The following is a 21,357-nucleotide window of genomic DNA, read 5'->3' as shown; positions in this document are numbered from 1 at the left end:
GTGATGACATTGAGTGTAACCCTCGAAAACCGAGATATTGAAAAATACCTGGATGAACATGACAAAAGTGAGTTGTCCCGAATCATATGGAAAATGGAACAGTTAAAGGCTGCTGAGAACGATCCAAACCAACTGCAGGCTGAATTATTGGGCAACGATTTAGTTCTTTCCGAGAGTGGGAGTGAACATGGAACAACCGACTAAGTTGCAGCCTGGAGAAGTGGAGACGGTCAGTGGTCAATACGGCAAGTATGAACGCTATTATCTATCTGACGAAGAGCTCCAGAAATATCGCGACATGCCAAATGATACATTTTGGGATCATCACTCTAAACCAGCGACAGCACCTATTAGGAAGGAGAAATCCCTAAATTGACCGCTAAAGAAATCATATTGATGCAACCCGGCGAAGAACTGGACGAATTGTTCGTCAAAATGGACGATCAGTTCTCTCCCTCAACGAACATGAATGATGCTTGGAGACTAAGAAACAACTTTCTTGAGCACTATGGCGGAAACTTTAAAAACGAGAGGTTCTGTGACACGTTCCCTGAACACTGCTCGTGGGAGGATGGCGGGAGAGTAGTTCTTGTTTGGTCTGAGACAGGACCAGAAGCGATATCGAAAACAATTGCTTTGGCAGCGCGAGGATATTTTGGAGATTTTCATCCGTGGGTGCTATTTCCCGAATTACAGGCTCAGTTCATTGAAAACCTTAAAAAGAAATCGACGCTGTTCCGGTAAGCAAAAAGGAGCATAGAGGGTTCATTCCTCCTGCTCCTTATCATCCACGTATTCAATAAGTTCTTCAACCGAACTCAACCCGAGCGCCTTATATATCTTATTCAGGTTTTCGGGTGACCAAGCCTTCGCTTTGTTATTGACGAGATCACTTATTGTATTCGGTCTAATGCCTGTCTTTATATGAAGTTTGTACATTGTCCAATCAGGCTTGTCTTCTAAAATCTTGTCTAGTTTAAGACGAAACATAAACTCACCCCTCCCATCCAATATAACAAATAAGGTTTAACGAAACAAGTTAATAATAATCATTGACTATTAACGAAAATCGTTATAATGTTATATTAACGATAAAAGTTTAACGATAATAGTTGTGTTTAGGATAAGGAAAATTTTCCTGAGGGGTGAGCCACTTAATGACTAAGAAAAAACTTGATCTATCTGAACTGGACGATCAGCCGCAGGAGATCAGAGAAGCAATTGCCTTTTATGCTGCACACACTGTACTGCCGATTCACTTCACCGCAGCCGAGCGAGAACGTCATTATACAACGCTTGAACAAGCTGGTTACTTGGAGAGAATCACTTGAAACCGTAGTAAACGCGCACTTAATTAGTTCTAAAATTGAATCATAGGAGGTGTTGAAGAGTAATGGCCCATCAGACATTCTGGAAACCTGAAAAAATTGTCAAGGAAAAGAAAACCTACAATAGTTTGCGTTCAAACAAGCCTAAAGCAGCCAAGAAGGAAGTTCCAGAATGGAAGAAGGATATCCTTGCTCATCACAAACCAGGACAAAGCTCAAAAGATCGGTGTGATTTCGATAAAGATGTGGTGGCAGAACTTATTGCAGAGCAAGGTGAAAAATGCCCATGTTGTAAGGTTGCTGCGTCAAACACTACGCACCATGTCTGGCCTAGAGGTCGTAAAGGTCGAGGTGTAAAAACAAATGGACTTAGGGTCTGCTGGCCTTGTCACGATAAAATCCAAACTACTGATGAACTGCTCCAATACTGGATTTCGGTCTATCGTGAGAAATACGGGGATCATTTCTGGTTTGATGAAAAAGACTGGGAAGAATTCAACCATAAGCAAAACGCTCTGCAGCAAAAAGAACGCGAGAAACAGGAACGTCAGAACCAGATCAAACCGGTTGTCGATCTACTTTCAACAGCAGCTGGCCGGAGTCTCAAGGCCAAGGAATTGCACTTGCTGCAATCCTTTCAGGATAAGGACATGGCAGTCTTTGCAACACTAATGGCGGATGTATTCGGAAGACCATTAGAAGAACCTAGAGTCTTCAGTTACGGAGAACGATTCGAAGATTAAGGAGGGCAACATGAGAAAAATACCCATCAAGAGAATAAGAGATAGCCATCCTCAGCTTGGAACGAAAGAAGAATGCTATCTCAATCATTATAAAATGGTGTATAAAATTGCTAGACGTTATGAGCATTTAAGGAAATATGGAATAGATATGGATGATTTGATAAGTGAGGGAACTATTGGATTACTCAATGCTTATGATCGATTTGATATCGAAAAAACAACGGCGAAAATGTTTTCTACGTTTGCTTATCCTTATATCAGAGGTTTCATTCTCAGATATTTGGAAGGCAGAGCTCAGCTTATTCATATTCCTTATCACTCCAACGAAAATCCTAAAACTATTATTAACATCAATAGAAAGGTTAGGTTTAAGGATGGATCAAGTTTAGAAGTATCCGAAATCATCCCAATTAATGAAGACTCCACTCGATTACAAATTGAATGCTTCATCGAATCGTTACCTCAAAAAGAACAGACTACAACGACGATGCTAATGGCCGGATTCACCGCAGAGATGATCGGGCAAAAGATAGGGGTATCGTCCAATACCGTAGGAACTTATAAGAAAATAATAGGGAAGAAGTATCTTGAAATGGCTCGTTAGCAAATTTTAATAATTCATATAACAACGAAGTAGGGAGTTTAATTGCTGGTAGGTAGAAGTTAAGGCTCTGAATGAGCAATTAACAAGTAAGGGGCTGTCATAGCCCCAGGGAGGGAACAGACATGAAGCACATCGTCTGCTACAGCGGCGGGGAAACATCGGGCATCGTGGCAGTCGAAGTCGCTGCTAGGTATGGGCCTGAGAATGTAATCCTGATTAACCATGATATTAACCCATGGGTCGAGCACTGGGATATAAAGCGATTCAAAGTCGAGGTTGCGGATTATCTGGGCATACCCATCACATATGCAAACATGTCCGGATGGGACCAGAAAGACCAATTCGATGTATGTATGGAAGCGAAGGCGTTCAAGGTTGGCGTGCATCCGCTCTGTACCAACCGCATCAAGACAGCACCGTTTCACAAGTGGCTGGCCGAAACGTTCCCGGTGGAGCCGGGGAGCTGCCGGGAGGATGTAACGATATATTACGGCTTCGAGGCCGGAGAGGCTGCCCGCGTGGAGCGCCGCCGGAGCATCCTGCGGGAGAAAGGGTATCTGACCTGTTTCCCGCTGGCGGAGTGGTCGGGCTTGATCACCAGCACCCGGGACATTGGCATAGAGCCGCCAGAAACATATGAGGTCTGGAAGCATGCGAATTGCACCGGCTGCCTGCGGGCGGGGCAGCAGCACTGGTATGTGGTCTACTGCCGGAGGCCGGATGTCTGGGCCAAGGCAAAGCATGCTGAGGATGTGATTGGATACAGCATCCTGCGAGTCAATAACAAGCCGATGTTTCTCCAGGAACTGGAGCCGAAATTTGCGGCCATGCAGCAGCTCGGCATCCAGGCGGACGAAAAGACCCCAGCCGCGACCTTCTGGGCAGCAGCGCGGAAGCTTCTTGGAGCACAGCCGGTGGAGGAAAAGGCAGGCTGCAGCTTTTAAATCAAGGGCATAGGCCCATAAGGAGAGATAAACGATGGATGTGGAAAACGCGTATTTATGTATCTTTTAAAAATGGAGTAAAAAGAACGCTCAAAAGAGCGCCCTTTCAAATCATTTTAACAATGCGAACGACGCTTCTTATGCTTACAAATGACAATCGCTTTTTGACCAGGGTGCAGTTTTACGACAATTACTTTTTTTCGTTTCGGGCACGAGCATGACATAGTAGTTGCCTCCTTCTTGTTTGACATACAGACAGATTATGATCCTCAAAACAATATTGATTGGACGTAAGGAATGTGAATGAATAATGGGGCTGGTTAACCACACTCTCCCCTATAAAGGAGCTGATAAGCGTGGCGAACTTGGAAGGCATGAAAAATAAATTTTGCGGAGTAATCAAGCATGATGATGCTGTTAAATACCTGAATGATAAGGATAAATCGGATTTCAACTATCTTTGTCACCTCATCGAATGTGGACGACGAAAGGACAGTAAGCGCCCGGTAAATGCGTACCTGGTTATCAATGTGGATGAACCATACGCTGAAGAGGTAATTGAAATTCTCAAACGAAACGGCCATTGGGGCTGAGGGGAGGCATAAGCAGTATGAAGGTCAAAGTTACTGATCCATCACATCCATGCTTCGGGCAGGAACTTGAAGGCGGCATTATCTATTATGACATCTACCACCGCGGGGGCAGACCGGACCTTTACGAAGTGAGTACACCGGAAGGCAAACGCTATCGTTTATTGACTCACCAGATTGACGCGGATCATTACGAGGCACAAGAGCTAAATGAGGAAATCGAACGGCTCGGGGCCGAAGTAGGCGACACCGTAATGGTCATTCGACCAGGAAGCGGTGGTAGCAATGCCGGATTCGATTGGAACGCTTCACATGTAATAACAAGAATTGATGGTTCTGGACATGTTGAATTTGATGATAAGGCGGCATGGGGATTTCGTCCTGACGTACAGGTTTTATCCAAGGGAGAGGAGGCGGAGGAATGAAGGCCATAACAATAATCCAGCCCTGGGCCACGCTTATAGCGGTCCTGGAGAAGCGTTTTGAAACACGCGGCTGGTCCACGAAGCACCGCGGGCCACTCGCCATCCACGCCGGGAAAAAGATTGACAAGGCGGCCTGCCAGCAGCCAGAGATTAAAGCCGAGCTGGCCCGGCATGGCTACACAGCCGATAACCTGCCTACCGGGGCTGTCCTAGCGACTGCCACAATGATGTTCCCTCATCACGTCGAGGAGGACAATGGCAGCATAGCAGTGTTGTCAGATGACTCTCTTGTTCAAGGTGATGAAATTTGGTTCGGTGATTTTTCTAAGGGACGTTATGCCTGGGAGTTGGCCGATGTTAAGCAGCTACCGGAGCCGATCCCGGCCAGAGGGATGCAAGGTTTGTGGAACTGGGAAGGTGTGCAACCATGACACCAGAACGGAAAGAAGAGATCAGAGAAAAGGTGCGGAATCATAAAATAAAGACGCAAATGGAATCTAACGGAATTATCCTGTCATTGCTGGCTGCTCTAGAAGAGGCAGAGCAACGGATACGCAAACTTGAGCTGTACACCAAGTCACTGGAGTTCAGCCGTGATTCTGCTCAAAAAATGGCCGATGGAATAAAAAGAGATAAAGGATTGGAGCTGTATGAGGCACAGCAGACCATAGCCCGACTGGAGTCGGAAGGGAAATAGACATATGAAACTCAACCATAAGGATCAAGACTATAAAGGGATCACACTTACACTCCTTAAACGCAATTATACCGGGTATGCAGCGAAACGATATCTATTAAATAACACGAGTCAAAATGTCTGGATACCGAATAAGCATTTGGAGCATGACGGTACGATCAAGCAGGGTGAGGATTTGGATTATGTGTTCCGCAATGCTCCGCGGAAGCTGGAGTTGGCTGGATACAAAGGTCCTATTGCTGGGATAAAAAGACGTTCTGAGGAAGGTGGGAAATCAAATGCCAAGACTGATTAGTGATATGCAAGAAGAAATGTACCGGAAGAGAAAGAGAGAAAGGCTAAACTTTGAAGAATTGGCAGCCAAACTGAATTGTACTCGGGTACAAATGGTCAGTGCTCAAATGGGAAATAATTTGCCGGACGAAGTGTATGAGGCCGTCACAGGCTGGATAGGGGAGACACAGCCATGACACAGGTAAGCACCGAAGAAATGATTTGCCCACATTGCGGAGAGAGTCAAGACAATCATGAGCCGGATGATATGACATATTACATGTGCCAAAAAACGTGTGAAAAGTGTAATGAAATGTTTTGGTACAGCGTGACTGTCACAAGAGAGTACACAACGGATAGAGGTGATGAGGCATGACACAGGTACAGGATATGACAAACCAGCAGCTTAACCGGGCGCTGGCGGAGTTGATGGGTTACAGTATAAGGGAATATATGTATAGTTTCGGACTTATTAATCCGTATGGTTCAGTGTTAATTGAGATTGAATCAGTTGACGATGCATGGGCGTATGCGCCTGACTACTGCACTGACCCTGCTGACTCTCTAGAGGTACAGACAGCAGCATGTGAAGTGCATGGGGAATTATACATTTGGAATCTAGCAATTGTACAGGGCTGGGTAGGCGGCACAATTATTAGCCGAAAAGAAGCCATTAGGATTGCCACCGCCAGACCCCGAGAGAGGGCAGAGGCGGCATATATCACGCTATCACAGGCGCTGAACGGAGCTGATCGGATTGATTTATGAAAATAACATAACAAAAGAAATTCTGGATACCGTAAGCATCGGCAATCTCGTTAAGGTGAACGACTGGAAGAAACCTATGCGAGTAGTTGGCGTCTCCGAGAACTACTTTGTAATGATCCGTAATAATTTCGGGCAATTGCGCTACTCCGTATGCGAGAAGAAGCCATGGGGTGGTATACGGCATAATCAAATGGTTGGAGGAAAGTTTCACTGCGGCACAGATAACATGATTTTTGGATGGTTCGGGTTTGACTACAAATTCGATGACCAAGAACAAATTAATAAATACCTTCAGGCATTTGAGACGGGAGAGATAGAACTGTCCGTTAGGGGTACTATCCCCGTTTTAAGCTTACAAGTTAAGTAGGCAGTAGACGCATATAGCGAAGTATCAAATGAACATTAAAGATCATTAGAAAAATAATCTCATAATAAGCGCGTAGCAGCCAAAGACAGTAAGAACCAGAGCAGTTAATTTAAATAGGGGCTTTAATTTAAAGAATATCAATATAAATTCACTCCTCATTAAATCACTAATTACCATTTATATCTTATCACACATCATTATGGCTGATTCAATTTCAATTAATTATTGTGTTGCGCAGTACGAAGAAACAGCGACATGAAACGGCCGGAGGCCATCGTAACGACCGAATAGGCGCGAGCCGTAAGAGATAATTCAGATTATTAAGGGAGTAGGAGTAACCCTCCTCTCCCACCAAGGGAGGAACAGGATATGACACAAAGGGACTGGCAAAAGGATATGGAGATGTGCAAAGACATAACAAGCATGTCAAGCAAGGGTGAATTTGTCCGAATGGCTGAATACTGGCTCCAAGAAGCCAAAGAGCGCGGGGAACGGGAACAACGACTTAAAGTGGCAATTGAATGTGCTATTGAAGAATATGGTCTCTGGAAAGATAAAGGTCGCGCAGTTGAAGTGATGATAACTGAACTGAAACGCGAACTCTCCACCCTTTACCCAGATACCCCAGCACCAACACCAGAGATTAAACAACCGGTGGTTGCTAGACCAATCGACGAATGGCACGAAGATTATGGTGATGTTCTTTGGTGGGAGTTTCCGGTTTGTGAGCCTCCATACTGTGGAACTCCAATAGATGTAGACTGGCCGGGATATCACACTCACTGGACTCCTATCGTGATTCCAGAATCCCCAGCACCAGCCCCAACACACAATATCAAAGGTGTAGATACAACAGGCTGGACCTGGCATACCCCAGCACCCAAGGAGGGCAGCTCATGAACCTAGTGAAATTAAAAGATGCGATTGAGACCTTAGATAAGCTCAAGGACAGCTATAATGATTTGCGCTTGTTGATTGCCGACCAAGTTAGAGACAAACAAATTACTGAAGCGAAAAATAACTTTGAGAAGTTGGAGAGCTTAGGAAAAGCAATAGAGCAAATGGAAAACTTGAATGTCCAAGTGTAGGCAAATTGAGGTTGAGGAAGGAGATAACCAATGAGAACGAAGAAACTTGATTTCGAAGTAAATGAAGGCGGGTGCTTCATCGTTACATCCCATCGCTTGAATAAGGATGGGTACGGACACTTTAGACATCAAGGGATAGAACATAGAGCGCATAGATTTGTTTATCAGGAGTGTTTTGGAGAAATACCAGATGGACTGGTAGTAAGGCATAAATGCGATAACCCAAGTTGCATCAATCCAGAACATTTGGAATTAGGGACACCAAAAGAAAATATGCATGACGCTATCCAAAGAAAAAGAAACGCTTATGGTGTGCGAAATGGGAGTAGCACAATAGACGATAAAATGGCCAGAAATATTAAATCAATGCTAAAAGAAGGCGAGCCAACAAGAAAAATTATGAATGAGCTTTCAGTCTCTTTAAAAACCGTACGGTTGATTAGGGAAGGGAAGAGTTGGAAGCATGTGGATTTATAGCTTAGCGTAGCGGAGGCCGCAGGTGGTCTGGTACTTAACTTATAAGGGGGCTGAGACACATGAATCAAGCGATTTATACGAAGGACGGAAAGCTCAGAAAGAATCCGCCGGCGCGGTACGTACGAAGACTTGATAAGCAGCCGGTCCAGAACAGCAGGATTAAGCAACTCAAATATCCCGGCATTACTTTTGTGGTTGGTCCCAATGGCGAGCAATTGGACGATAACCCGGACCATACAGAGTGGATGAGACTCCGGCATGAACAGGACCAGAAGATTGTAGCAAACCGAATTTAGGGGGCAGAGACCCCAAAGGGAGAGGATACACGATGCAAGTGATAACCATTTTAGGCGAGTACAAAATAATCGATGGTCCGTGCGCCGGCATTAAAGGCCAAGTAATGAGCGCAGAAATCGGCGGGGATGAAGACGAAGTATGGATTCAGGTAGATCCGTTCACTTCGATAGTCACTCATTCGGATAATTTAGAAGAGGTATAAGGGGGAGAAGAGGATATGAAGACAGCATTCTTTGATATTTCACCTGATAGTGTAAAAACGGCAGTAGAACAGATTAAGGGTGAATACAACGACTCCCTTATGGTCATGGCGCCGTTCAGTGGGAAGATGTCGATGCACGCGCCAAGCAAGACCGGAAAGAACAAAGGGTACCATCGAATCAAATGCGAGATATGGATTCCTGAGGATGCCATCCAAGGTGAGGATGCACTTACTGACTTCGGAGCATTCGCAGTAATGAGGCTGCCGAAAGCCCGGGTAAAGGACCATCTGAAATCATAGGCCGAAGGGCTCCGATTCGACCGAATTACCCAGTTTACGGGGGCCGATACAGGTTATCTGCTCCCCATAAAGAAAGGAACAACCCAATGTACTGGAAACATTTCAAAGCAGAGTTTAAGAAAAACGGCAGGCAGTTAATCATTCCAAGTATCGTTCTGGCCGGAGCAATTGTTGGAATATGCATCGCAAAATACTGGTAGGGGAGGATACAGACAATGCCTAAACTGATCGATGCAGACAGGCTGCTGCAATATCTGAACGAGCAGGCAGAAGCTTGGCGACCAACGCAATCTTATTACCAATTGAAAGGTGTAATTGATCAAGTAGAATCCGGCACCTTTGACCCCACACCAGTACAGCCAGACACGCCGAAGATAGCACCAGAAGACGGAGTTTACCATAAACGATATAAAGCCTCAGGTACCGTTAAAAGGCTCTCTGATAGTCATATGAGAGCGCTGGTGGAATGGCATGATGGAGCCTCGCCTTCCTATGTTTCTATTAACAGTCTGGTGAAGATTAAAGACGTGGAGGTCATACCTAATGGAGACTAAACCAATCCCAAACTGGCCGGGATACAGTATAAGCGCAGACGGTCAGGTATTTAGCAGCCGAAAGAGCATCGATGGCACGCCTAAACTACTCAAGACCAATTCTCAGGGCGCGGTGCAACTGCGGGGCATCAGTAATAATACAAAATGGCGGCGTACAGCTGACTTAGTAAAGGAGATATGGGAATGAGCACACTAAATGATAATGAGGTTATCCACGATTACGACCTATTTGATAAAGACCCAGAAGAGTTTCTGCGCCGGGGACGTGAAACCTATGGCATTACAGAATCTCAGATATCCGTAGTAACTCCGTACGAAATCCACTCTATACTGACAGTAAATATATAAGATAACCGCAAGGAGGTATTGCCCATGATTGAATTGATTTCAGCGACGCAAAACGACTATACACCCAAGAACGATCTCGCAGATATAACGAGAGCCTATCAGGTTCAGTTCTTCACAAATGCTGATGAAGAGGACATCCGGAAAGCCTTGTGGTTGCTTAACAGTTATCGAACCATTAAGGGACTGGTGGACAGTTATGAATTCGTCCTTAAGCAGCCACAGGAGAACGGACTAAACGATTTTGACATGGCTGGAGTAGAAGGTGCAGTCAAACGCCTTGGCACAAGCGACCATGTTTCGAATTTACCGGCTAACGTACTTATAGCCAAAGAGACACGCCATCTTAACTACATGTTGTATAAACGAGTCACAGAAGCTGTACTGCACGCTGCAAATAACATAGTAGATCCACATGAGCGCATGATTGTGCAACTGTTATTCGTAGGAGAAAGAAAATACCGATACAAAGATGCCGTTGAGTACATGCGAAAAGGATATAAGGCAGTTGCTTATGGAATCGAAGCCACCACGTTCGCGGAAAAGCGCCGGAAGGTTATTGCTTCACTGGCAAACACGCTTCTGTTCAATGGAACTCTGGATTATGTAACGATAGATTATGGACTTGGCAGGAATAAAGAAGGTGAAATCGGTCTTCGAACGCTCAACAATCGAGATATATAGTGGAGGGATGTATAAATGGAATTACTTGAATTTCCATCTGATATGAGAAATGAAATAAAGGAACTTGCAAAAATCTACTCCATCACAATCGAAGAGGCTAGAAATTATTATTTGATGGGTGGATTTGAGCACGCCAAGCAGTTACTTCAGTTGAGACAAAAACTTCTATCCTCAGCCTCAGTGGGCGTGATTCTCAATGAAGAAGCGCTTGAAAATGTTATTCGTTCTCATAGTAATCAGATATGGGATCAAAGGAACAAAGAAGTAAGGTGTGCAATGGAAGAATTGACATGATGACTATTCATAAATGCGGCCGCGAAGGGTAGATACCTAGAGCGGTTTTTCTCTATACAAACTTGAGGATATGTGCAAATATTAACCAAGAGATGAAATGATAATAGAAATTGAGGTGTATTATGAGTTCCGAGCAATTGCTTGATGTCCTAAAACAATTTCATGATTATTCAAAAGCCCCGTATTGGAGTTCATTTTTTCAGTCCGTTACATATTTGTCGCCTTTAATCGCATTATTATCAATTTTTGTTGCCTATTTTGCTGTCAACAGAACACAAAAGAAAAACAAGGAGAATGACAATGATAAAGTCATACGAGAATTACGATTAAAGGCTGCCGATGATTTCATTGAAGCAATAAGCAATGTGAAAATGAGCTTCCATGACACGGTTGCAGTGAAGCAGGTATGGGAAATATATCTATGTGGACAAACAAATACAGCTACATTAGAAAACTATATCGACAAATGTATTTCAGAGCAATATAAATCAACCCTCATGATGGCAATTCAATTTAAGAAAAGAAAGATAATCTTAAAAGAATATGAAAGGCAAGTTGAACACATATATGAAACGGGTTCTAAAATGGGGAGAAGCTTAACTTTATTTAAAACTTACTTATCTCAGCCAAACACCAATAAAACAAGAATATCAGAACTCATCAGTGATATAGAATCAAACTCAAAAGGATTGAATGACCATCTAAACAAGCTATTGATTATTGTTCAAGATAATTTCATTGGTAAGATACTGCAGGGTGAAGATTGAATTGACCTAAGTAAAAAAAGTATTTTAGTCAATAAATCCGTAGCCATTTAGTATCATTTTAAAAATATAATTAACTCAAGGGGGCAATAGCTTCCAGAAACACTCCATATCTGGTTGCGGAAATCTGTGACGGGCATATCACACACCGCAGCTCATACCCGAACACCTCCTGGGCAACCGTGGTCTCAGCGGCTAAAGATATGGATCGAGAACGTTAACCGGTTACGTGAATGAATACCGGATGATTTCAAGTCGAAGCCCATCAGGGGCAATATAAAGCGGTATGTTGGCAATCACTAATGTGAATACGCCTCATACCGCTTTTGAGTAGTTAATTATTGGTGACCTCAATAATTGAAATTAAGTTAATCTTCCTCTCAGCAAGATTGATAAATGGGAGTTCAATTCCTTTATCAAGATTTTTGGCATTGAATAGATATGGAAATAATGGACTTTCTGAGTCTTTCAGATTTGCTATATCTAATATTTTGGTAAGTGTGTTGAAGAGCAACGGAATACTATCTACCCATATTAACGGATTGTTCCAAAACGGGTCAGCCGATTGAGGCTTAACAAAACTAGCATAAGCTTCCCATATTCCCTTTAATGATTGCAAGGTTTCGCTTCCTGTTGACGAATATTGTTTTATTACTGGGTCGCCTTGATCATCGAAACTTTGCTGTGAAATACGTCGTCCGTCAAAATCCACAAAGTCTCCGAACCAATAAGAACTATCAATTTCAACCACTAACTTTAAATTCTTTTGAAACAATTTTGTGCATTGCCTATCGCTAGTTATTTTCTTTAAAAGAAAGTCGCAAGCTTGTAATTGCTCAATAGTGTACATATTTTTAGCCTCTTCCCCGATAAATTTGAAGTAACGCAACTAACTATCCATAATTATACAACATATAAATGAGGATATTAGTTTTAAAACGCAGTAAAAAAGAATTAATCTCATGTTACGTTATACATATAACAAATCTATCTTCACCCATGAGCGCCCGATAAGGCGCTTTTTCTTTTGCTCAGGAAAATTTTCCTTAACTCAAAAATGGAGGTGATGAAATGAAGTTCGTACAACCGATACGAGATCCTAAGAAATTAGATGCCATGAAGAAATACTTATATTTCAAGAACATCCGTGACTTCATCATGTTTTTTGTAGGAATCAATACAGGATTTCGTATTTCAGACATACTGCCCCTTACGGTCCGGGATGTAAAGGGGACCCACATAACAATAACTGAAAAAAAGACCAGGAAGGTAAAAAGTGTATTGATTCGAAAATCACTTCGCAAGGCGCTTGATGCCTACATCAAAGACAAAGCAGATTTCGAATACTTGTTTCCCAGCAGGAAACGTAAAAGAGGTAAGGCACACCCCATTTCGTCAAATATGGCATACAAAATAATTAGAGGTGCAGCAAAAGAACTTGATCTTGAAGAGATTGGCACCCACTCCATGAGAAAGACATTTGGATACAGATTGTATCTCGAAACGAAGGACATAGCGTTACTAATGGATCACTTTAACCACTCCGAAGAAAAGGTGACCTTAAGGTATGTCGGCTTGCTTCAAGACACTTTAGACGATGCTTTAGAGGACTTTGAACTCTAATGAATTCACTATAATAGGGCAATGATGAATTCATTTCGGGGAACGAGGAGCAAAACAAATCACATCAAGGAAAATCCGCACTTTACGAATGACATACAATTAGTATTAAGATGAATTCAATTAACAAATATTAGTAGAATACTGCGATCAAGCGAAGCCTGAGAAAAATCTGAGGCTTATTTTCATTAGTAACGCTTGACCAATTTAGACCTTTGGTGTGAAATCCAACTCAAATACGTAGTAGGGCAGAGGTGAATATAGTTGACGAGAGAAAAAAGTCCAGATCGTGAAAAGGCGCTGAAAATCTGGCTGAAGAGTGGCCGGGAGAAGAAACTGAGTGAAATTGCAGCAGAGCTGGGGCTCAATCCTTCGATGGTTCGAAAATGGAAAAGCGTAGACAAGTGGGATGAGATACCGGAAACGGGAAGGCGGCGCGGAGCACCAAAAGGTAATAGGAACGCTAAGGGAAATAAAGGCGGTCCGGGTGGTCCTAAAGGAAACAGCAAGGCTGTCACGCATGGATTCTTCCGGAAATTCATGCCACAAAACCCTGAGTACCTTGAAATCATGGATGCAGTAGAAAATATGGACCCTGTAGACATGATATGGTACAACATCACAACACAGTTCAGAGCCATCGTATGGGCACAGCGCATCATGTTTGTAAATGATCAAGGCGAAATGATCAAGGAACTGAAAAAGCAAAAATTCGAGATCCATAATAACGGCACGAAGAAAGAGCCGGATCTTGTGCAAATGGTGACTGAAGAAGAACATGAATTTCAGTTTGCTTGGGATCGTTACGCGACCTATTTGAAAGCTCAATCTGCTGCTATGTCAGAACTTCGCAGTGCCATTAAGCAATTTAAGGCCATTGCACCAGAAGAAGATGAACGCCGCATTAAGCTGGAGGGTATGCAAGCACAGATCGAGAAGACACGGCTGCAAATTGAAGAGTTGAAGAATGGTGATAATGACAAGCCAACTGAGATTAATGTAAAGAGGTGGTCAAATGTCACTCGCCCTTGATCTAGACCCCTTTGAAGGCTGGTCTCCTCACGCCAAGCAAATAGAGGTTATGGAAAGCCAAGTGCGCAACAATGTACTAAACTGCGGACGACGCGGAGGTAAGACCAACGTTGGAGCACGGAAGTTCTTCGATAACATTCTTGATGATATAGAGCGCGGGAAAGGCCTGCCTTATAAGCCGCCGAAGAACCTCAAAAAGATGAAGAAGCCAAAACCAAAGCTGGAATACTGGTGTGTTTCGCCAACCTACGCTATGTCTGAAATCCAGCAAGAGGAATTATCAGATGTTTTGCCCGAGGATATGATTGAATCGTGGGACATGTCTAAAAACCGGATATGGTTAAAGGGATGGGTTCTTATTCAATTTAAGTCAGCAGATAACCCGAAGTCTCTCGTTGGTAAAGGTCTCGACGGCGTGTGGCTGGACGAAGCCAGTAAAATGAAGGCTGAAACTTGGACCGGTTACCTCTCTTATGCATTGGCCGACAAAGGCGGATGGAGTGTATGGACTACCACTCCGGAAGGAATCAACTGGTTTGCGGAGGATATCGTGTTAAGGGGTCAGTTTATTGACGCTGGTCTTGAAGAAGAACAATATCTCAGTGATCCAGAGTGGCGTAACTTCTATTGGACATCACTTGATAATCCAATCCCTGAGCTACAGCGAAACATTCAGCGCATGATTGAGACGTACCCTGAACGATACGTAGACCGTGAGATAAGGGCGAAGTTCAACGTATTCCATGGACAGGTGTACGATGAGTTCAAACGGACCACACATGTTGTAGATATGCGTTGCCTGGACGAAAGCATTCACCTATATGAGATAACCTATCCTGACGGAAGCACAAAGGATATCACCTTCAGTAGATTCATCGGAGGGATGGACCACGGCTGGAATGATCCGGCTGTTCTACTCGCCATCGGCTGCATAGGTGAAGACTATTACATCGTTGAAGAGTCCTATGCCCAGCATGTCAATGTACTCGTTGTAGGGAGTGACGGTGCATTAGAAGACTGCCTCGTTAAACGTTATAAAGAAATGAACGACAGATATCACTTTGATGAAATATGGGCCGACCCATCAGAGCCGGAATACATCAGCACCTATCGGAATTACGATCTACCCGTTAAGGAGGCCAACAACACCATTGGACCAGGCATACGAGAGGTATCTACTCTCTACAAGGTAAAGGTAGGTACTGGCCGTCCGAACATATATGTAAACCGTGAATGTAAGAATGAAATCAAAGAAACGGAAAATTATAAATGGAAAGAGAAGGCTGGGCAACACACTGAGGAGCCAGAGGATAAGAATAACCACACACAGGATTCAAAACGGTATGCGATTTACAATGACCGAGAGGGCGATACAGGCTTTGCATTTGGATGAAGCTATGAACCATGTGATGCTCCCTTGTATTGGAGGTGTTACAATAAAGAGGAATTAAGCAAAGGGGTGTATGAAACCAATGGAAAAATTTGATGAAGTAATTAAATTCCAAAATGAAGACATACTAGATTTAATAGAAATTATCGAAAAAGAAGCTGGGTTCAAAAGTTCATCCCGAAAATCCGCAGAGATAATGTATCATTTATATTCAAAATTAGCTAGATCGGTAAAAGTAGCCAATCTTGTACTTAAATCTGATATTGAAAATAACTATACAGAAGCAATTCCGGTATTAAGACAATTGATAGAAACATACTTTCATATCTGCTATGTCAGTAATGGGGAAGGCGACGATGAGAGAATCCTTAAAGAGTATATGGAATTATCTAAATTGCAAAATTGGAAACTGGGTAGGGACATTAAAAGTCTTATAAAGGAAGGAGATGGGATTCATCCTGATAATATTGCGTTTATGAAACAGTTTTATAGTGGAAAGTCCAAACCGAATCCTCCTGAACATCTAGAAAAAATATACTTATTGGCTAAATCAGTCGGAAAATATGATGTTTATGTTCAGTTATATAGTTTGTTCAGTAGTTTTATACATTTCAATCCGAATACAAAGGTGAATCTTGGTGAACAGATTGGAGATACATTCTCCTTTAATAAATTCGCATATGATGCGAAGATGGATATTGAAACAAGAACATATATTTGCAGGGTTACGTTATTGTCTTTAGTTGAGATCGCGGCTTATTTTAATCTTCATAATTTCAGAGAAAATCAGTTAAAAACTTGTGTAGAGAAATGGCGTGCAATTGATAGTATGTAAAACCATAGTAACTCCACAATAAAACATTGATATTATCAAATCCATAGAAGTATGTACGAATACAGAAGGTCAGGAAACTTTTCCTGCCTTCTATTTTTATGCCTGGAGGTGAAAGTCGTGAACGAAACTGCTGAGTTTGTTCAATTCGCTATCAGTCAATGGAGAGAGAAAAGAGATGCATCGTTCCGTGAACACAATCTCATTCTTGAGGAAGTATACAAAAAGGGAGAATTTGAAAACCTCCCACCTGAATGTCTTATGGCGGTGTGTTAAGTAGACGCGTTTGCATGCGTGCAAGCGAAAATCCGTAGCAATACTGAATAAAACAGGTGTTATCTTTAATTCATAGAAGTCTGCAAGGAAAGGAGGTAACACCTTGGGCGTAAGACAGATGATTATCGATTGGCTTGCAGCAGGTAGAACAAAGAATGAGCCGGAGAGGCAGACGGACGCCTATCCTCAATCGTGGGGATGGTGGGGACGCAGTGGGAATAAACAACCTGTCCCAAAGCGAACACCGACTAACCTTAGGACATTGAGCGAATCGCCTATACCGCGACGAGCTATCAATGTCATAAAGGATGGCATAACAAAGCTTAATTGGTCAGTAGCTGCCATAGATGAGAACGATGCTGAAAAGTATCAGGAATTATGCAAAATCATTGAGCGATCCTTGCTTAAGCCAAACCCATCTGATTCATTTAGATCCTGGCTTGAACAGATCGTTGAAGATCTGCTTGTATGCAGTGCGGGGAGTTCTGAAATGCTCAAGGCGGGTGATCCGTTGAGGCCGTTCAGGATGTATCCGGTCGATACTTTTTCTGTAGATCTTCATCCAGATTGGGACGGTAAACCCGATTCGTATCGTTTTGCCCAAAGGGTGAACGGGAATTATGTTCACTTGACGGCATCAGAATTGATGTATATACGAATGAATCCAAGAACAAACACTCCTTTCGGCTTATCGCCACTCGAAACGGTTTGGGAATCGGCAAATAACTTTATCGATTCGCATAAATCGGCTGGGAATCAAACGAAAAGTACTTTTCTCAGGAAGATACTTAATCTCGGTAAGACAGCTGATTCAAATGCGGTTAAGGCTTATCGGACTTTTTGGGATAATGAGGTTAATGGTCAAGGGAAAATGCCGATAATTGGCGGCGAGAATCCAAGCGTTTTGGATTTGGGTGCGACTGATGATAAAGCGTTATTTCTTGAATGGCAGCGTTTCTTGATTGAGATCATAGCAATTTCCTTTGGTGTATCGCCTAAGAAATTAGGGCAGACAAAGGACGTTAACCGGACTACGGCGGAAAGCGAAGACGAGGATACAGAAGCCACGGTGCAATCCATCGCCGAGAACATTGTCGAACATATCAACAACCATGTGATTGACGGTATCTTTAAAATGGGTGGCGTAATTGAATTCAAATTCTTGTATGCTACATCCTTGAAGGACCTGAAGACTCAGGCCGACATTGATGCAATCTACCTGGACCGAAGAACCATCACGCCGGATGAGGTAAGGGACAAACAAGGCAAGAAAGCATTCCCTAACCAGCACGGAGAAGTGTTATTGCAGCCGAGCAATAACACTGTTGTTGATATAAACAAGACTCAAGAAGAGCTTGCAGAAGCGGAGAAGGCCAAGGCTGTTCCACCAATACCACCAGAACAAGAAGATGAGCTGAATAAGGAAGACCCAAACACCGAGGAAACGTAACGGTGTTTTTATTTTGCCCTGAGGGGAGGTGAGAACCATAAATGCTTAAGACATTAAAGCTAAGCAATCAAACGATGCGTGTCCAGGACTTCAAGTTATCCGATGCTGGAGCCCATCCCAACAAAGTTCCGTTCAAGTGTGCTTTGTTCGCTGTTGATCAGCCAAGTGACGGTTCACCTTCGGGGGCTGGAGGGAAGAAGATTCGAATTTCTTCAGAAGTATGCGATCAGTGCTTACATACCTTTGTGGGCATGGCGCTGAACATTGATTATGCAAACGGTATGGCCGACCACGATCCACGCTTTAAAGTGGCTGTAATTGAGAAAGCCTACCGTTCTTTGGATGGTTACGCATGGATCGACGGGTATATCTACGCCAAAGACTTCCCGGATGTAGTGGCGACTATTCGCTATTACAACGGGCTTGCTGCTGAGTACAGCTGGAGTGAATACCAATTTGGTGCATCACTCGAAATGGAGGCGTCTGTAGTAGGTGCTGCTGATTTGGAGGATGTACTTGATGTTACCGACTTCTGCGGAACCGGCGCTGCAATCCTTTTTGCAGAAGCTGCTGCATACAGAACAACCAGTTTCGCGGCTAAAAATAACAAACCTAAAGAGGAGGTTGTCAACGACATGACACCAGAACAAATCAAAGCCATGGAAGATGGAATGAAACTACTGCAAGAGAGCATGACATCAATTACCGCCAGCGTTCAAAGCGTTGTAACTGAGGTTGGCTCAATCAAAAGCGACCTTACGAGCATGAAGGCGGCTAGTGCAGAGGCTGAACAAAAGTCGGTTGAAGAGCAGGCAGCAGCAGACCTTAAGGCTGCAAACGATAAGGCGGAAGCGCTTGAAAAGGAATTGGCTGATCTAAAGGCCGGAAAAACTACGCTGACTCCACCAGAGCCGGAACGTAAGACTGTATCTGCGGCTAATCTGTTATCCAAGTACGGCAAAGTCGAAGAAACGAGCACAACAGATTACAAGTCGTTTTGCGCATCAGTTGACGCGCTTAATCTGCCATCTTCCGAATCCATGAAACTTAAATTCCAAGCCAAGGCGAAATTCGCCGAGAAGGAGAGTGTGTAATATATGAACAGCCGAGTAGGTCAGGCGCATTCCATCGATGTTGCAGCAGCAACACAGTTCCAAGGACCGGGCGCGATCATTGTCGATGATTTTCAACGTGAGATCACCGATGCACTTCGTCGCACATCAGTATTGGATGGCCGCATGCAGTACGTTCCAGCAACTGGTGATATCTCTACGTATTACGAGCAAAATACAATTAACGGTGGGGCTTCGGTTGATCCTAGGAACCCATCCGCCACAGCGACTAGCAATCCGCGTACGCCACACGGTTTGAAAATCAAAGCAAGTACCAACCAAGTCAACTTCGGACACTATGATGTTATCCTTGGACAGCAACAAGCCAATTTTCCAGAGCTGAAGGCCAAAGACTTGAATGACATGATCAATGGCGTTGCATTGCATCACGGACGTATGTTGTGGAGAGGCACTGATACATCACTCGCAGTTCCAACTACCCTACAATATATGGGTCTTCCAAAACAAATCACGAACACATTCACCGTTGGCGCTGCTGGATCGATTGTTTCGGCGATCCGCGCTAAGGTTGCGGCTATGATTGCCAGCGAACTTTACGAATTGCTGCCTTCGGCCATCTATATCCATCCGATTGCCCATCATTACCTGGAAGAAGAAGAACGACTTGCTGGCAATAACAGCACTCAAATCAGCAACCTGAAAAAGACCACTGTTGCTGGACTTGAAGTATTGGCTGTAATGACCGCAGCAGGTCTTCTGCCAATCATTCCAGAGCCATTCATGCCATCCGCCGTTAACGCAACGACAGCAGCCAACACGGACTACGGAATCGCAATTGTTACCGAGTCAATGATCGAGTACCACTATGTAGGCGAAAAGGGTATTTACCTCTTCCAAATGGGAACCGTTACTGATCTTCAAGAGAAGTATGTCGCTATTAAATATGGTGCTCCTGTTGCTAAGGGTCCTGGTTATGCTCATGCTTATGGCACAATCGAACGTCCTACAATTACCGCAGTAGCTTAGCGAACGAACTCAGGGCGGCCCAAGTCGCCCTGAGTATATAAGGAGGCGAAAGAATGAAAAAGAAGGAAGAATCGTTGGGCGATGAACAAACGGAAGAGGTAAAGTCAGGCGAAGCTGCAGCACCCGATGAGAACAATGGTGACTCTGATACCTCTGGGAAATCAGAGCAGAATGAGGTTCAGACAGCAGAAATTACCCTCAAAGGCGTTGTTCTCAAAGGAACTGATAGCCAGAAGATAGGACCACACACCCTTTTTATAGGTTCTAGAATCGTCAATTTTCTTGATGGCAAAGCCGAAGTGCAGGAAGACTTGGCTGAGGAACTCGAAAATGGCGGTTACATTGAATGAGCCAATATCTAACCTTGGAAGACACCGACTACGTTCCGGCAGGCACGGCGCTGGCCCTCCCACTGATCATTAGGGCATCTGCCATTATTGACGGACGCTGTAAGCGTGAGATTGGTGTGACAACCTACACTGAGCGCATTCCATTGACCAATCAACGAGGACATTTGTCGTATTACCCAGTGAAGGAAGTTACAGCGGTTAAGGGCAGAGCTGCATACGGAATCACTGGAGACAACTTCTTCGGTGCTCCGGAATTCACAGAAGCCGATCTGAGCGTCTTGGACGTTAACAAGGAGATTGGCTCTTTGTTGTGCGGCGGCTCACCATTTGGAGCGCCTTATGCAGAACTGGAAGTCACGTACACCAGTGGCTGGGACCCGATTCCTGATAAGGTGAAAGTGGCTTGCGGCTTAATCGTTGCACAACTCAGCGGAAACCCAGATACAAACGTTAAATCAAAGAAGGATTTCGACTTTAGCATTGAATATTTTGGGAATGACATGATTACTCCTGAAATAGCAGATTTGCTTTCAGAATATCAGCATCGTTCCTTCAGGTAGGTGA

At 43.8% G+C, this 21,357-nt stretch carries 37 protein-coding genes; 35 read left to right on the top strand and 2 right to left on the bottom strand.

Features of this window, described 5'->3' with window-relative positions; all coding sequences use genetic code 11:
* Positions 1-3: 3 nt before the first annotated feature.
* Positions 4-204 carry a hypothetical protein gene (locus tag IEY53_RS08840; RefSeq protein WP_189024017.1) on the top strand — a complete coding sequence of 67 codons (201 nt, stop codon included), beginning with the start codon at positions 4-6 and terminating at the stop codon, positions 202-204.
* A 168-nt stretch (positions 205-372) separates the two neighbouring features.
* Positions 373-744 (top strand): hypothetical protein, encoded by a 372-nt coding sequence (locus IEY53_RS08835; RefSeq protein ID WP_189024015.1) that lies wholly within the window; start codon positions 373-375, stop codon positions 742-744.
* Between the two features lie 21 nt (positions 745-765).
* On the opposite strand, the gene IEY53_RS08830 is transcribed toward IEY53_RS08835, so the two are convergent.
* A complete protein-coding gene (locus tag IEY53_RS08830; protein WP_189024013.1) occupies positions 766-990 on the bottom strand; it encodes a helix-turn-helix domain-containing protein in 225 nt (74 codons plus the stop codon).
* 167 nt (positions 991-1,157) lie between these two features.
* On the opposite strand from IEY53_RS08830, the gene IEY53_RS08825 reads away from it, so the two are divergent.
* The 23 genes from IEY53_RS08825 (at position 1,158) to IEY53_RS08715 (ending at position 11,747) form a co-directional block, all read left to right on the top strand.
* Positions 1,158-1,331 (top strand): hypothetical protein, encoded by a 174-nt coding sequence (locus IEY53_RS08825; RefSeq protein ID WP_189024011.1) that lies wholly within the window; start codon positions 1,158-1,160, stop codon positions 1,329-1,331.
* A gap of 62 nt (positions 1,332-1,393) precedes the next feature.
* Positions 1,394-2,071: an HNH endonuclease gene (locus IEY53_RS08820; protein WP_189024009.1), complete on the top strand. Its 678-nt coding sequence runs from the start codon at positions 1,394-1,396 to the stop codon at positions 2,069-2,071.
* Positions 2,072-2,081: 10 nt separating this feature from the next.
* Entirely contained in the window at positions 2,082-2,675 is a 594-nt protein-coding gene (locus IEY53_RS08815) for a sigma-70 family RNA polymerase sigma factor (RefSeq protein WP_189024007.1), read from the top strand.
* A gap of 122 nt (positions 2,676-2,797) precedes the next feature.
* The gene (locus IEY53_RS08810; RefSeq protein WP_189024005.1) at positions 2,798-3,619 is read left to right on the top strand and encodes a hypothetical protein; all 822 of its coding nucleotides are present in this window, start codon (positions 2,798-2,800) and stop codon (positions 3,617-3,619) included.
* Between the two features lie 356 nt (positions 3,620-3,975).
* Positions 3,976-4,212, top strand: coding sequence for a hypothetical protein (locus tag IEY53_RS08805; RefSeq protein ID WP_229696054.1), 237 nt, complete (start codon positions 3,976-3,978; stop codon positions 4,210-4,212).
* Positions 4,213-4,229: 17 nt separating this feature from the next.
* Positions 4,230-4,634 (top strand): hypothetical protein, encoded by a 405-nt coding sequence (locus tag IEY53_RS08800; protein WP_189024003.1) that lies wholly within the window; start codon positions 4,230-4,232, stop codon positions 4,632-4,634.
* Entirely contained in the window at positions 4,631-5,065 is a 435-nt protein-coding gene (locus IEY53_RS08795) for an ASCH domain-containing protein (RefSeq protein WP_189024002.1), read from the top strand. Before IEY53_RS08800 ends, IEY53_RS08795 begins: the two co-directional genes overlap by 4 nt.
* Positions 5,062-5,331: a hypothetical protein gene (locus IEY53_RS08790; RefSeq protein WP_189024000.1), complete on the top strand. Its 270-nt coding sequence runs from the start codon at positions 5,062-5,064 to the stop codon at positions 5,329-5,331. The genes IEY53_RS08795 and IEY53_RS08790 overlap by 4 nt, the downstream gene beginning before the upstream one ends.
* Positions 5,332-5,335: 4 nt before the next feature.
* Positions 5,336-5,626: a hypothetical protein gene (locus IEY53_RS08785; RefSeq protein WP_189023998.1), complete on the top strand. Its 291-nt coding sequence runs from the start codon at positions 5,336-5,338 to the stop codon at positions 5,624-5,626.
* Positions 5,610-5,801: a hypothetical protein gene (locus IEY53_RS08780; protein ID WP_189023996.1), complete on the top strand. Its 192-nt coding sequence runs from the start codon at positions 5,610-5,612 to the stop codon at positions 5,799-5,801. Before IEY53_RS08785 ends, IEY53_RS08780 begins: the two co-directional genes overlap by 17 nt.
* A 175-nt stretch (positions 5,802-5,976) precedes the next feature.
* A complete protein-coding gene (locus IEY53_RS08775) occupies positions 5,977-6,372 on the top strand; it encodes a hypothetical protein (RefSeq protein WP_189023994.1) in 396 nt (131 codons plus the stop codon).
* Entirely contained in the window at positions 6,362-6,739 is a 378-nt protein-coding gene (locus IEY53_RS08770; protein ID WP_189023993.1) for a hypothetical protein, read from the top strand. The genes IEY53_RS08775 and IEY53_RS08770 overlap by 11 nt, the downstream gene beginning before the upstream one ends.
* A 369-nt stretch (positions 6,740-7,108) precedes the next feature.
* Positions 7,109-7,639 carry a hypothetical protein gene (locus IEY53_RS08765; RefSeq protein WP_189023991.1) on the top strand — a complete coding sequence of 177 codons (531 nt, stop codon included), beginning with the start codon at positions 7,109-7,111 and terminating at the stop codon, positions 7,637-7,639.
* Entirely contained in the window at positions 7,636-7,827 is a 192-nt protein-coding gene (locus IEY53_RS08760) for a hypothetical protein (protein WP_189023989.1), read from the top strand. The genes IEY53_RS08765 and IEY53_RS08760 overlap by 4 nt, the downstream gene beginning before the upstream one ends.
* Before the next feature lie 30 nt (positions 7,828-7,857).
* On the top strand, positions 7,858-8,304 hold the full coding sequence (locus tag IEY53_RS08755) for an HNH endonuclease signature motif containing protein (protein WP_189023987.1): 447 nt from the start codon (positions 7,858-7,860) through the stop codon (positions 8,302-8,304).
* A gap of 59 nt (positions 8,305-8,363) precedes the next feature.
* Positions 8,364-8,600, top strand: coding sequence for a hypothetical protein (locus IEY53_RS08750; protein WP_189023985.1), 237 nt, complete (start codon positions 8,364-8,366; stop codon positions 8,598-8,600).
* A gap of 38 nt (positions 8,601-8,638) precedes the next feature.
* Positions 8,639-8,803 (top strand): hypothetical protein, encoded by a 165-nt coding sequence (locus tag IEY53_RS08745; protein WP_189023983.1) that lies wholly within the window; start codon positions 8,639-8,641, stop codon positions 8,801-8,803.
* Positions 8,804-8,818: 15 nt separating this feature from the next.
* Positions 8,819-9,103, top strand: a complete 285-nt coding sequence (locus IEY53_RS08740; RefSeq protein WP_189023981.1) for a hypothetical protein — start codon at positions 8,819-8,821, stop codon at positions 9,101-9,103.
* A gap of 215 nt (positions 9,104-9,318) precedes the next feature.
* Complete coding sequence (locus tag IEY53_RS08735; protein ID WP_189023980.1) at positions 9,319-9,657, top strand: hypothetical protein; 339 nt, start codon at positions 9,319-9,321, stop codon at positions 9,655-9,657.
* Between the two features lie 183 nt (positions 9,658-9,840).
* A complete protein-coding gene (locus tag IEY53_RS08730; RefSeq protein WP_189023978.1) occupies positions 9,841-10,005 on the top strand; it encodes a hypothetical protein in 165 nt (54 codons plus the stop codon).
* 24 nt (positions 10,006-10,029) lie between these two features.
* A complete protein-coding gene (locus IEY53_RS08725) occupies positions 10,030-10,686 on the top strand; it encodes a hypothetical protein (RefSeq protein ID WP_189023976.1) in 657 nt (218 codons plus the stop codon).
* A gap of 15 nt (positions 10,687-10,701) precedes the next feature.
* Complete coding sequence (locus IEY53_RS08720) at positions 10,702-10,980, top strand: hypothetical protein (protein ID WP_189023974.1); 279 nt, start codon at positions 10,702-10,704, stop codon at positions 10,978-10,980.
* Positions 10,981-11,102: 122 nt separating this feature from the next.
* Entirely contained in the window at positions 11,103-11,747 is a 645-nt protein-coding gene (locus IEY53_RS08715) for a hypothetical protein (protein ID WP_189023972.1), read from the top strand.
* Positions 11,748-12,078: 331 nt separating this feature from the next.
* Here the strand turns inward: IEY53_RS08715 and IEY53_RS08710 are convergent, their stop codons facing one another.
* A complete protein-coding gene (locus IEY53_RS08710) occupies positions 12,079-12,594 on the bottom strand; it encodes a hypothetical protein (protein ID WP_189023970.1) in 516 nt (171 codons plus the stop codon).
* 221 nt (positions 12,595-12,815) lie between these two features.
* Here IEY53_RS08710 and IEY53_RS08705 point away from each other — a divergent pair, with 221 nt between their 5' ends.
* The 10 genes from IEY53_RS08705 to IEY53_RS08660 all read left to right on the top strand — a co-directional run bounded on the left by IEY53_RS08705 (position 12,816) and on the right by IEY53_RS08660 (position 21,353).
* Entirely contained in the window at positions 12,816-13,367 is a 552-nt protein-coding gene (locus IEY53_RS08705; protein WP_189023968.1) for a tyrosine-type recombinase/integrase, read from the top strand.
* A 261-nt stretch (positions 13,368-13,628) separates the two neighbouring features.
* Positions 13,629-14,396: a phage terminase small subunit gene (terS, locus tag IEY53_RS08700; RefSeq protein ID WP_189023966.1), complete on the top strand. Its 768-nt coding sequence runs from the start codon at positions 13,629-13,631 to the stop codon at positions 14,394-14,396.
* On the top strand, positions 14,380-15,789 hold the full coding sequence (locus IEY53_RS08695) for a terminase large subunit domain-containing protein (protein WP_189023964.1): 1,410 nt from the start codon (positions 14,380-14,382) through the stop codon (positions 15,787-15,789). The genes terS and IEY53_RS08695 overlap by 17 nt, the downstream gene beginning before the upstream one ends.
* A 79-nt stretch (positions 15,790-15,868) precedes the next feature.
* Positions 15,869-16,621 carry a DUF5677 domain-containing protein gene (locus tag IEY53_RS08690; protein WP_189023962.1) on the top strand — a complete coding sequence of 251 codons (753 nt, stop codon included), beginning with the start codon at positions 15,869-15,871 and terminating at the stop codon, positions 16,619-16,621.
* A 117-nt stretch (positions 16,622-16,738) separates the two neighbouring features.
* Complete coding sequence (locus tag IEY53_RS08685) at positions 16,739-16,894, top strand: hypothetical protein (RefSeq protein WP_189023960.1); 156 nt, start codon at positions 16,739-16,741, stop codon at positions 16,892-16,894.
* Positions 16,895-16,997: 103 nt separating this feature from the next.
* Positions 16,998-18,344, top strand: a complete 1,347-nt coding sequence (locus IEY53_RS08680) for a phage portal protein (RefSeq protein ID WP_189023958.1) — start codon at positions 16,998-17,000, stop codon at positions 18,342-18,344.
* Positions 18,345-18,385: 41 nt separating this feature from the next.
* Positions 18,386-19,438 carry a 3-oxoacyl-ACP reductase gene (locus IEY53_RS08675; RefSeq protein ID WP_189023956.1) on the top strand — a complete coding sequence of 351 codons (1,053 nt, stop codon included), beginning with the start codon at positions 18,386-18,388 and terminating at the stop codon, positions 19,436-19,438.
* Positions 19,439-19,441: 3 nt separating this feature from the next.
* Complete coding sequence (locus IEY53_RS08670; RefSeq protein ID WP_189023954.1) at positions 19,442-20,443, top strand: hypothetical protein; 1,002 nt, start codon at positions 19,442-19,444, stop codon at positions 20,441-20,443.
* A gap of 53 nt (positions 20,444-20,496) precedes the next feature.
* Positions 20,497-20,793, top strand: coding sequence for a hypothetical protein (locus IEY53_RS08665; RefSeq protein WP_189023952.1), 297 nt, complete (start codon positions 20,497-20,499; stop codon positions 20,791-20,793).
* A complete protein-coding gene (locus IEY53_RS08660) occupies positions 20,790-21,353 on the top strand; it encodes a hypothetical protein (RefSeq protein ID WP_189023950.1) in 564 nt (187 codons plus the stop codon). The genes IEY53_RS08665 and IEY53_RS08660 overlap by 4 nt, the downstream gene beginning before the upstream one ends.
* Positions 21,354-21,357 lie beyond the last annotated feature (4 nt).

Origin of the sequence: Paenibacillus albidus (assembly GCF_014644435.1) — a bacterium.
Classification (GTDB): domain Bacteria; phylum Bacillota; class Bacilli; order Paenibacillales; family Paenibacillaceae; genus Paenibacillus_AQ; species Paenibacillus_AQ albidus.
Note: the sequence above shows the minus strand (reverse complement) of the source record. Positions and strands in the feature narration are given on the sequence as shown.

What these genes read in the sequence shown, in the direction of transcription:
- IEY53_RS08670 (WP_189023954.1), top strand. Translation starts at nt 19,442, where the DNA reads ATGAACAGCCGAGTAGGTCAGGCGCATTCCATCGATGTTGCAGCAGCA.
- IEY53_RS08830 (WP_189024013.1), bottom strand. Translation starts at nt 990, where the DNA reads ATGTTTCGTCTTAAACTAGACAAGATTTTAGAAGACAAGCCTGATTGG.
- IEY53_RS08760 (WP_189023989.1), top strand. Translation starts at nt 7,636, where the DNA reads ATGAACCTAGTGAAATTAAAAGATGCGATTGAGACCTTAGATAAGCTC.
- IEY53_RS08840 (WP_189024017.1), top strand. Translation starts at nt 4, where the DNA reads ATGACATTGAGTGTAACCCTCGAAAACCGAGATATTGAAAAATACCTG.
- IEY53_RS08695 (WP_189023964.1), top strand. Translation starts at nt 14,380, where the DNA reads ATGTCACTCGCCCTTGATCTAGACCCCTTTGAAGGCTGGTCTCCTCAC.
- IEY53_RS08675 (WP_189023956.1), top strand. Translation starts at nt 18,386, where the DNA reads ATGCTTAAGACATTAAAGCTAAGCAATCAAACGATGCGTGTCCAGGAC.
- IEY53_RS08790 (WP_189024000.1), top strand. Translation starts at nt 5,062, where the DNA reads ATGACACCAGAACGGAAAGAAGAGATCAGAGAAAAGGTGCGGAATCAT.
- IEY53_RS08715 (WP_189023972.1), top strand. Translation starts at nt 11,103, where the DNA reads ATGAGTTCCGAGCAATTGCTTGATGTCCTAAAACAATTTCATGATTAT.
- IEY53_RS08775 (WP_189023994.1), top strand. Translation starts at nt 5,977, where the DNA reads ATGACACAGGTACAGGATATGACAAACCAGCAGCTTAACCGGGCGCTG.
- IEY53_RS08660 (WP_189023950.1), top strand. Translation starts at nt 20,790, where the DNA reads ATGAGCCAATATCTAACCTTGGAAGACACCGACTACGTTCCGGCAGGC.
- IEY53_RS08730 (WP_189023978.1), top strand. Translation starts at nt 9,841, where the DNA reads ATGAGCACACTAAATGATAATGAGGTTATCCACGATTACGACCTATTT.
- IEY53_RS08810 (WP_189024005.1), top strand. Translation starts at nt 2,798, where the DNA reads ATGAAGCACATCGTCTGCTACAGCGGCGGGGAAACATCGGGCATCGTG.
- IEY53_RS08800 (WP_189024003.1), top strand. Translation starts at nt 4,230, where the DNA reads ATGAAGGTCAAAGTTACTGATCCATCACATCCATGCTTCGGGCAGGAA.
- IEY53_RS08820 (WP_189024009.1), top strand. Translation starts at nt 1,394, where the DNA reads ATGGCCCATCAGACATTCTGGAAACCTGAAAAAATTGTCAAGGAAAAG.
- IEY53_RS08755 (WP_189023987.1), top strand. Translation starts at nt 7,858, where the DNA reads ATGAGAACGAAGAAACTTGATTTCGAAGTAAATGAAGGCGGGTGCTTC.
- IEY53_RS08785 (WP_189023998.1), top strand. Translation starts at nt 5,336, where the DNA reads ATGAAACTCAACCATAAGGATCAAGACTATAAAGGGATCACACTTACA.
- IEY53_RS08740 (WP_189023981.1), top strand. Translation starts at nt 8,819, where the DNA reads ATGAAGACAGCATTCTTTGATATTTCACCTGATAGTGTAAAAACGGCA.
- IEY53_RS08765 (WP_189023991.1), top strand. Translation starts at nt 7,109, where the DNA reads ATGACACAAAGGGACTGGCAAAAGGATATGGAGATGTGCAAAGACATA.
- IEY53_RS08780 (WP_189023996.1), top strand. Translation starts at nt 5,610, where the DNA reads ATGCCAAGACTGATTAGTGATATGCAAGAAGAAATGTACCGGAAGAGA.
- IEY53_RS08815 (WP_189024007.1), top strand. Translation starts at nt 2,082, where the DNA reads ATGAGAAAAATACCCATCAAGAGAATAAGAGATAGCCATCCTCAGCTT.
- IEY53_RS08795 (WP_189024002.1), top strand. Translation starts at nt 4,631, where the DNA reads ATGAAGGCCATAACAATAATCCAGCCCTGGGCCACGCTTATAGCGGTC.
- IEY53_RS08710 (WP_189023970.1), bottom strand. Translation starts at nt 12,594, where the DNA reads ATGTACACTATTGAGCAATTACAAGCTTGCGACTTTCTTTTAAAGAAA.
- IEY53_RS08735 (WP_189023980.1), top strand. Translation starts at nt 9,319, where the DNA reads ATGCCTAAACTGATCGATGCAGACAGGCTGCTGCAATATCTGAACGAG.
- IEY53_RS08665 (WP_189023952.1), top strand. Translation starts at nt 20,497, where the DNA reads ATGAAAAAGAAGGAAGAATCGTTGGGCGATGAACAAACGGAAGAGGTA.
- IEY53_RS08690 (WP_189023962.1), top strand. Translation starts at nt 15,869, where the DNA reads ATGGAAAAATTTGATGAAGTAATTAAATTCCAAAATGAAGACATACTA.
- IEY53_RS08750 (WP_189023985.1), top strand. Translation starts at nt 8,364, where the DNA reads ATGAATCAAGCGATTTATACGAAGGACGGAAAGCTCAGAAAGAATCCG.
- IEY53_RS08725 (WP_189023976.1), top strand. Translation starts at nt 10,030, where the DNA reads ATGATTGAATTGATTTCAGCGACGCAAAACGACTATACACCCAAGAAC.
- IEY53_RS08720 (WP_189023974.1), top strand. Translation starts at nt 10,702, where the DNA reads ATGGAATTACTTGAATTTCCATCTGATATGAGAAATGAAATAAAGGAA.
- IEY53_RS08705 (WP_189023968.1), top strand. Translation starts at nt 12,816, where the DNA reads ATGAAGTTCGTACAACCGATACGAGATCCTAAGAAATTAGATGCCATG.
- IEY53_RS08825 (WP_189024011.1), top strand. Translation starts at nt 1,158, where the DNA reads ATGACTAAGAAAAAACTTGATCTATCTGAACTGGACGATCAGCCGCAG.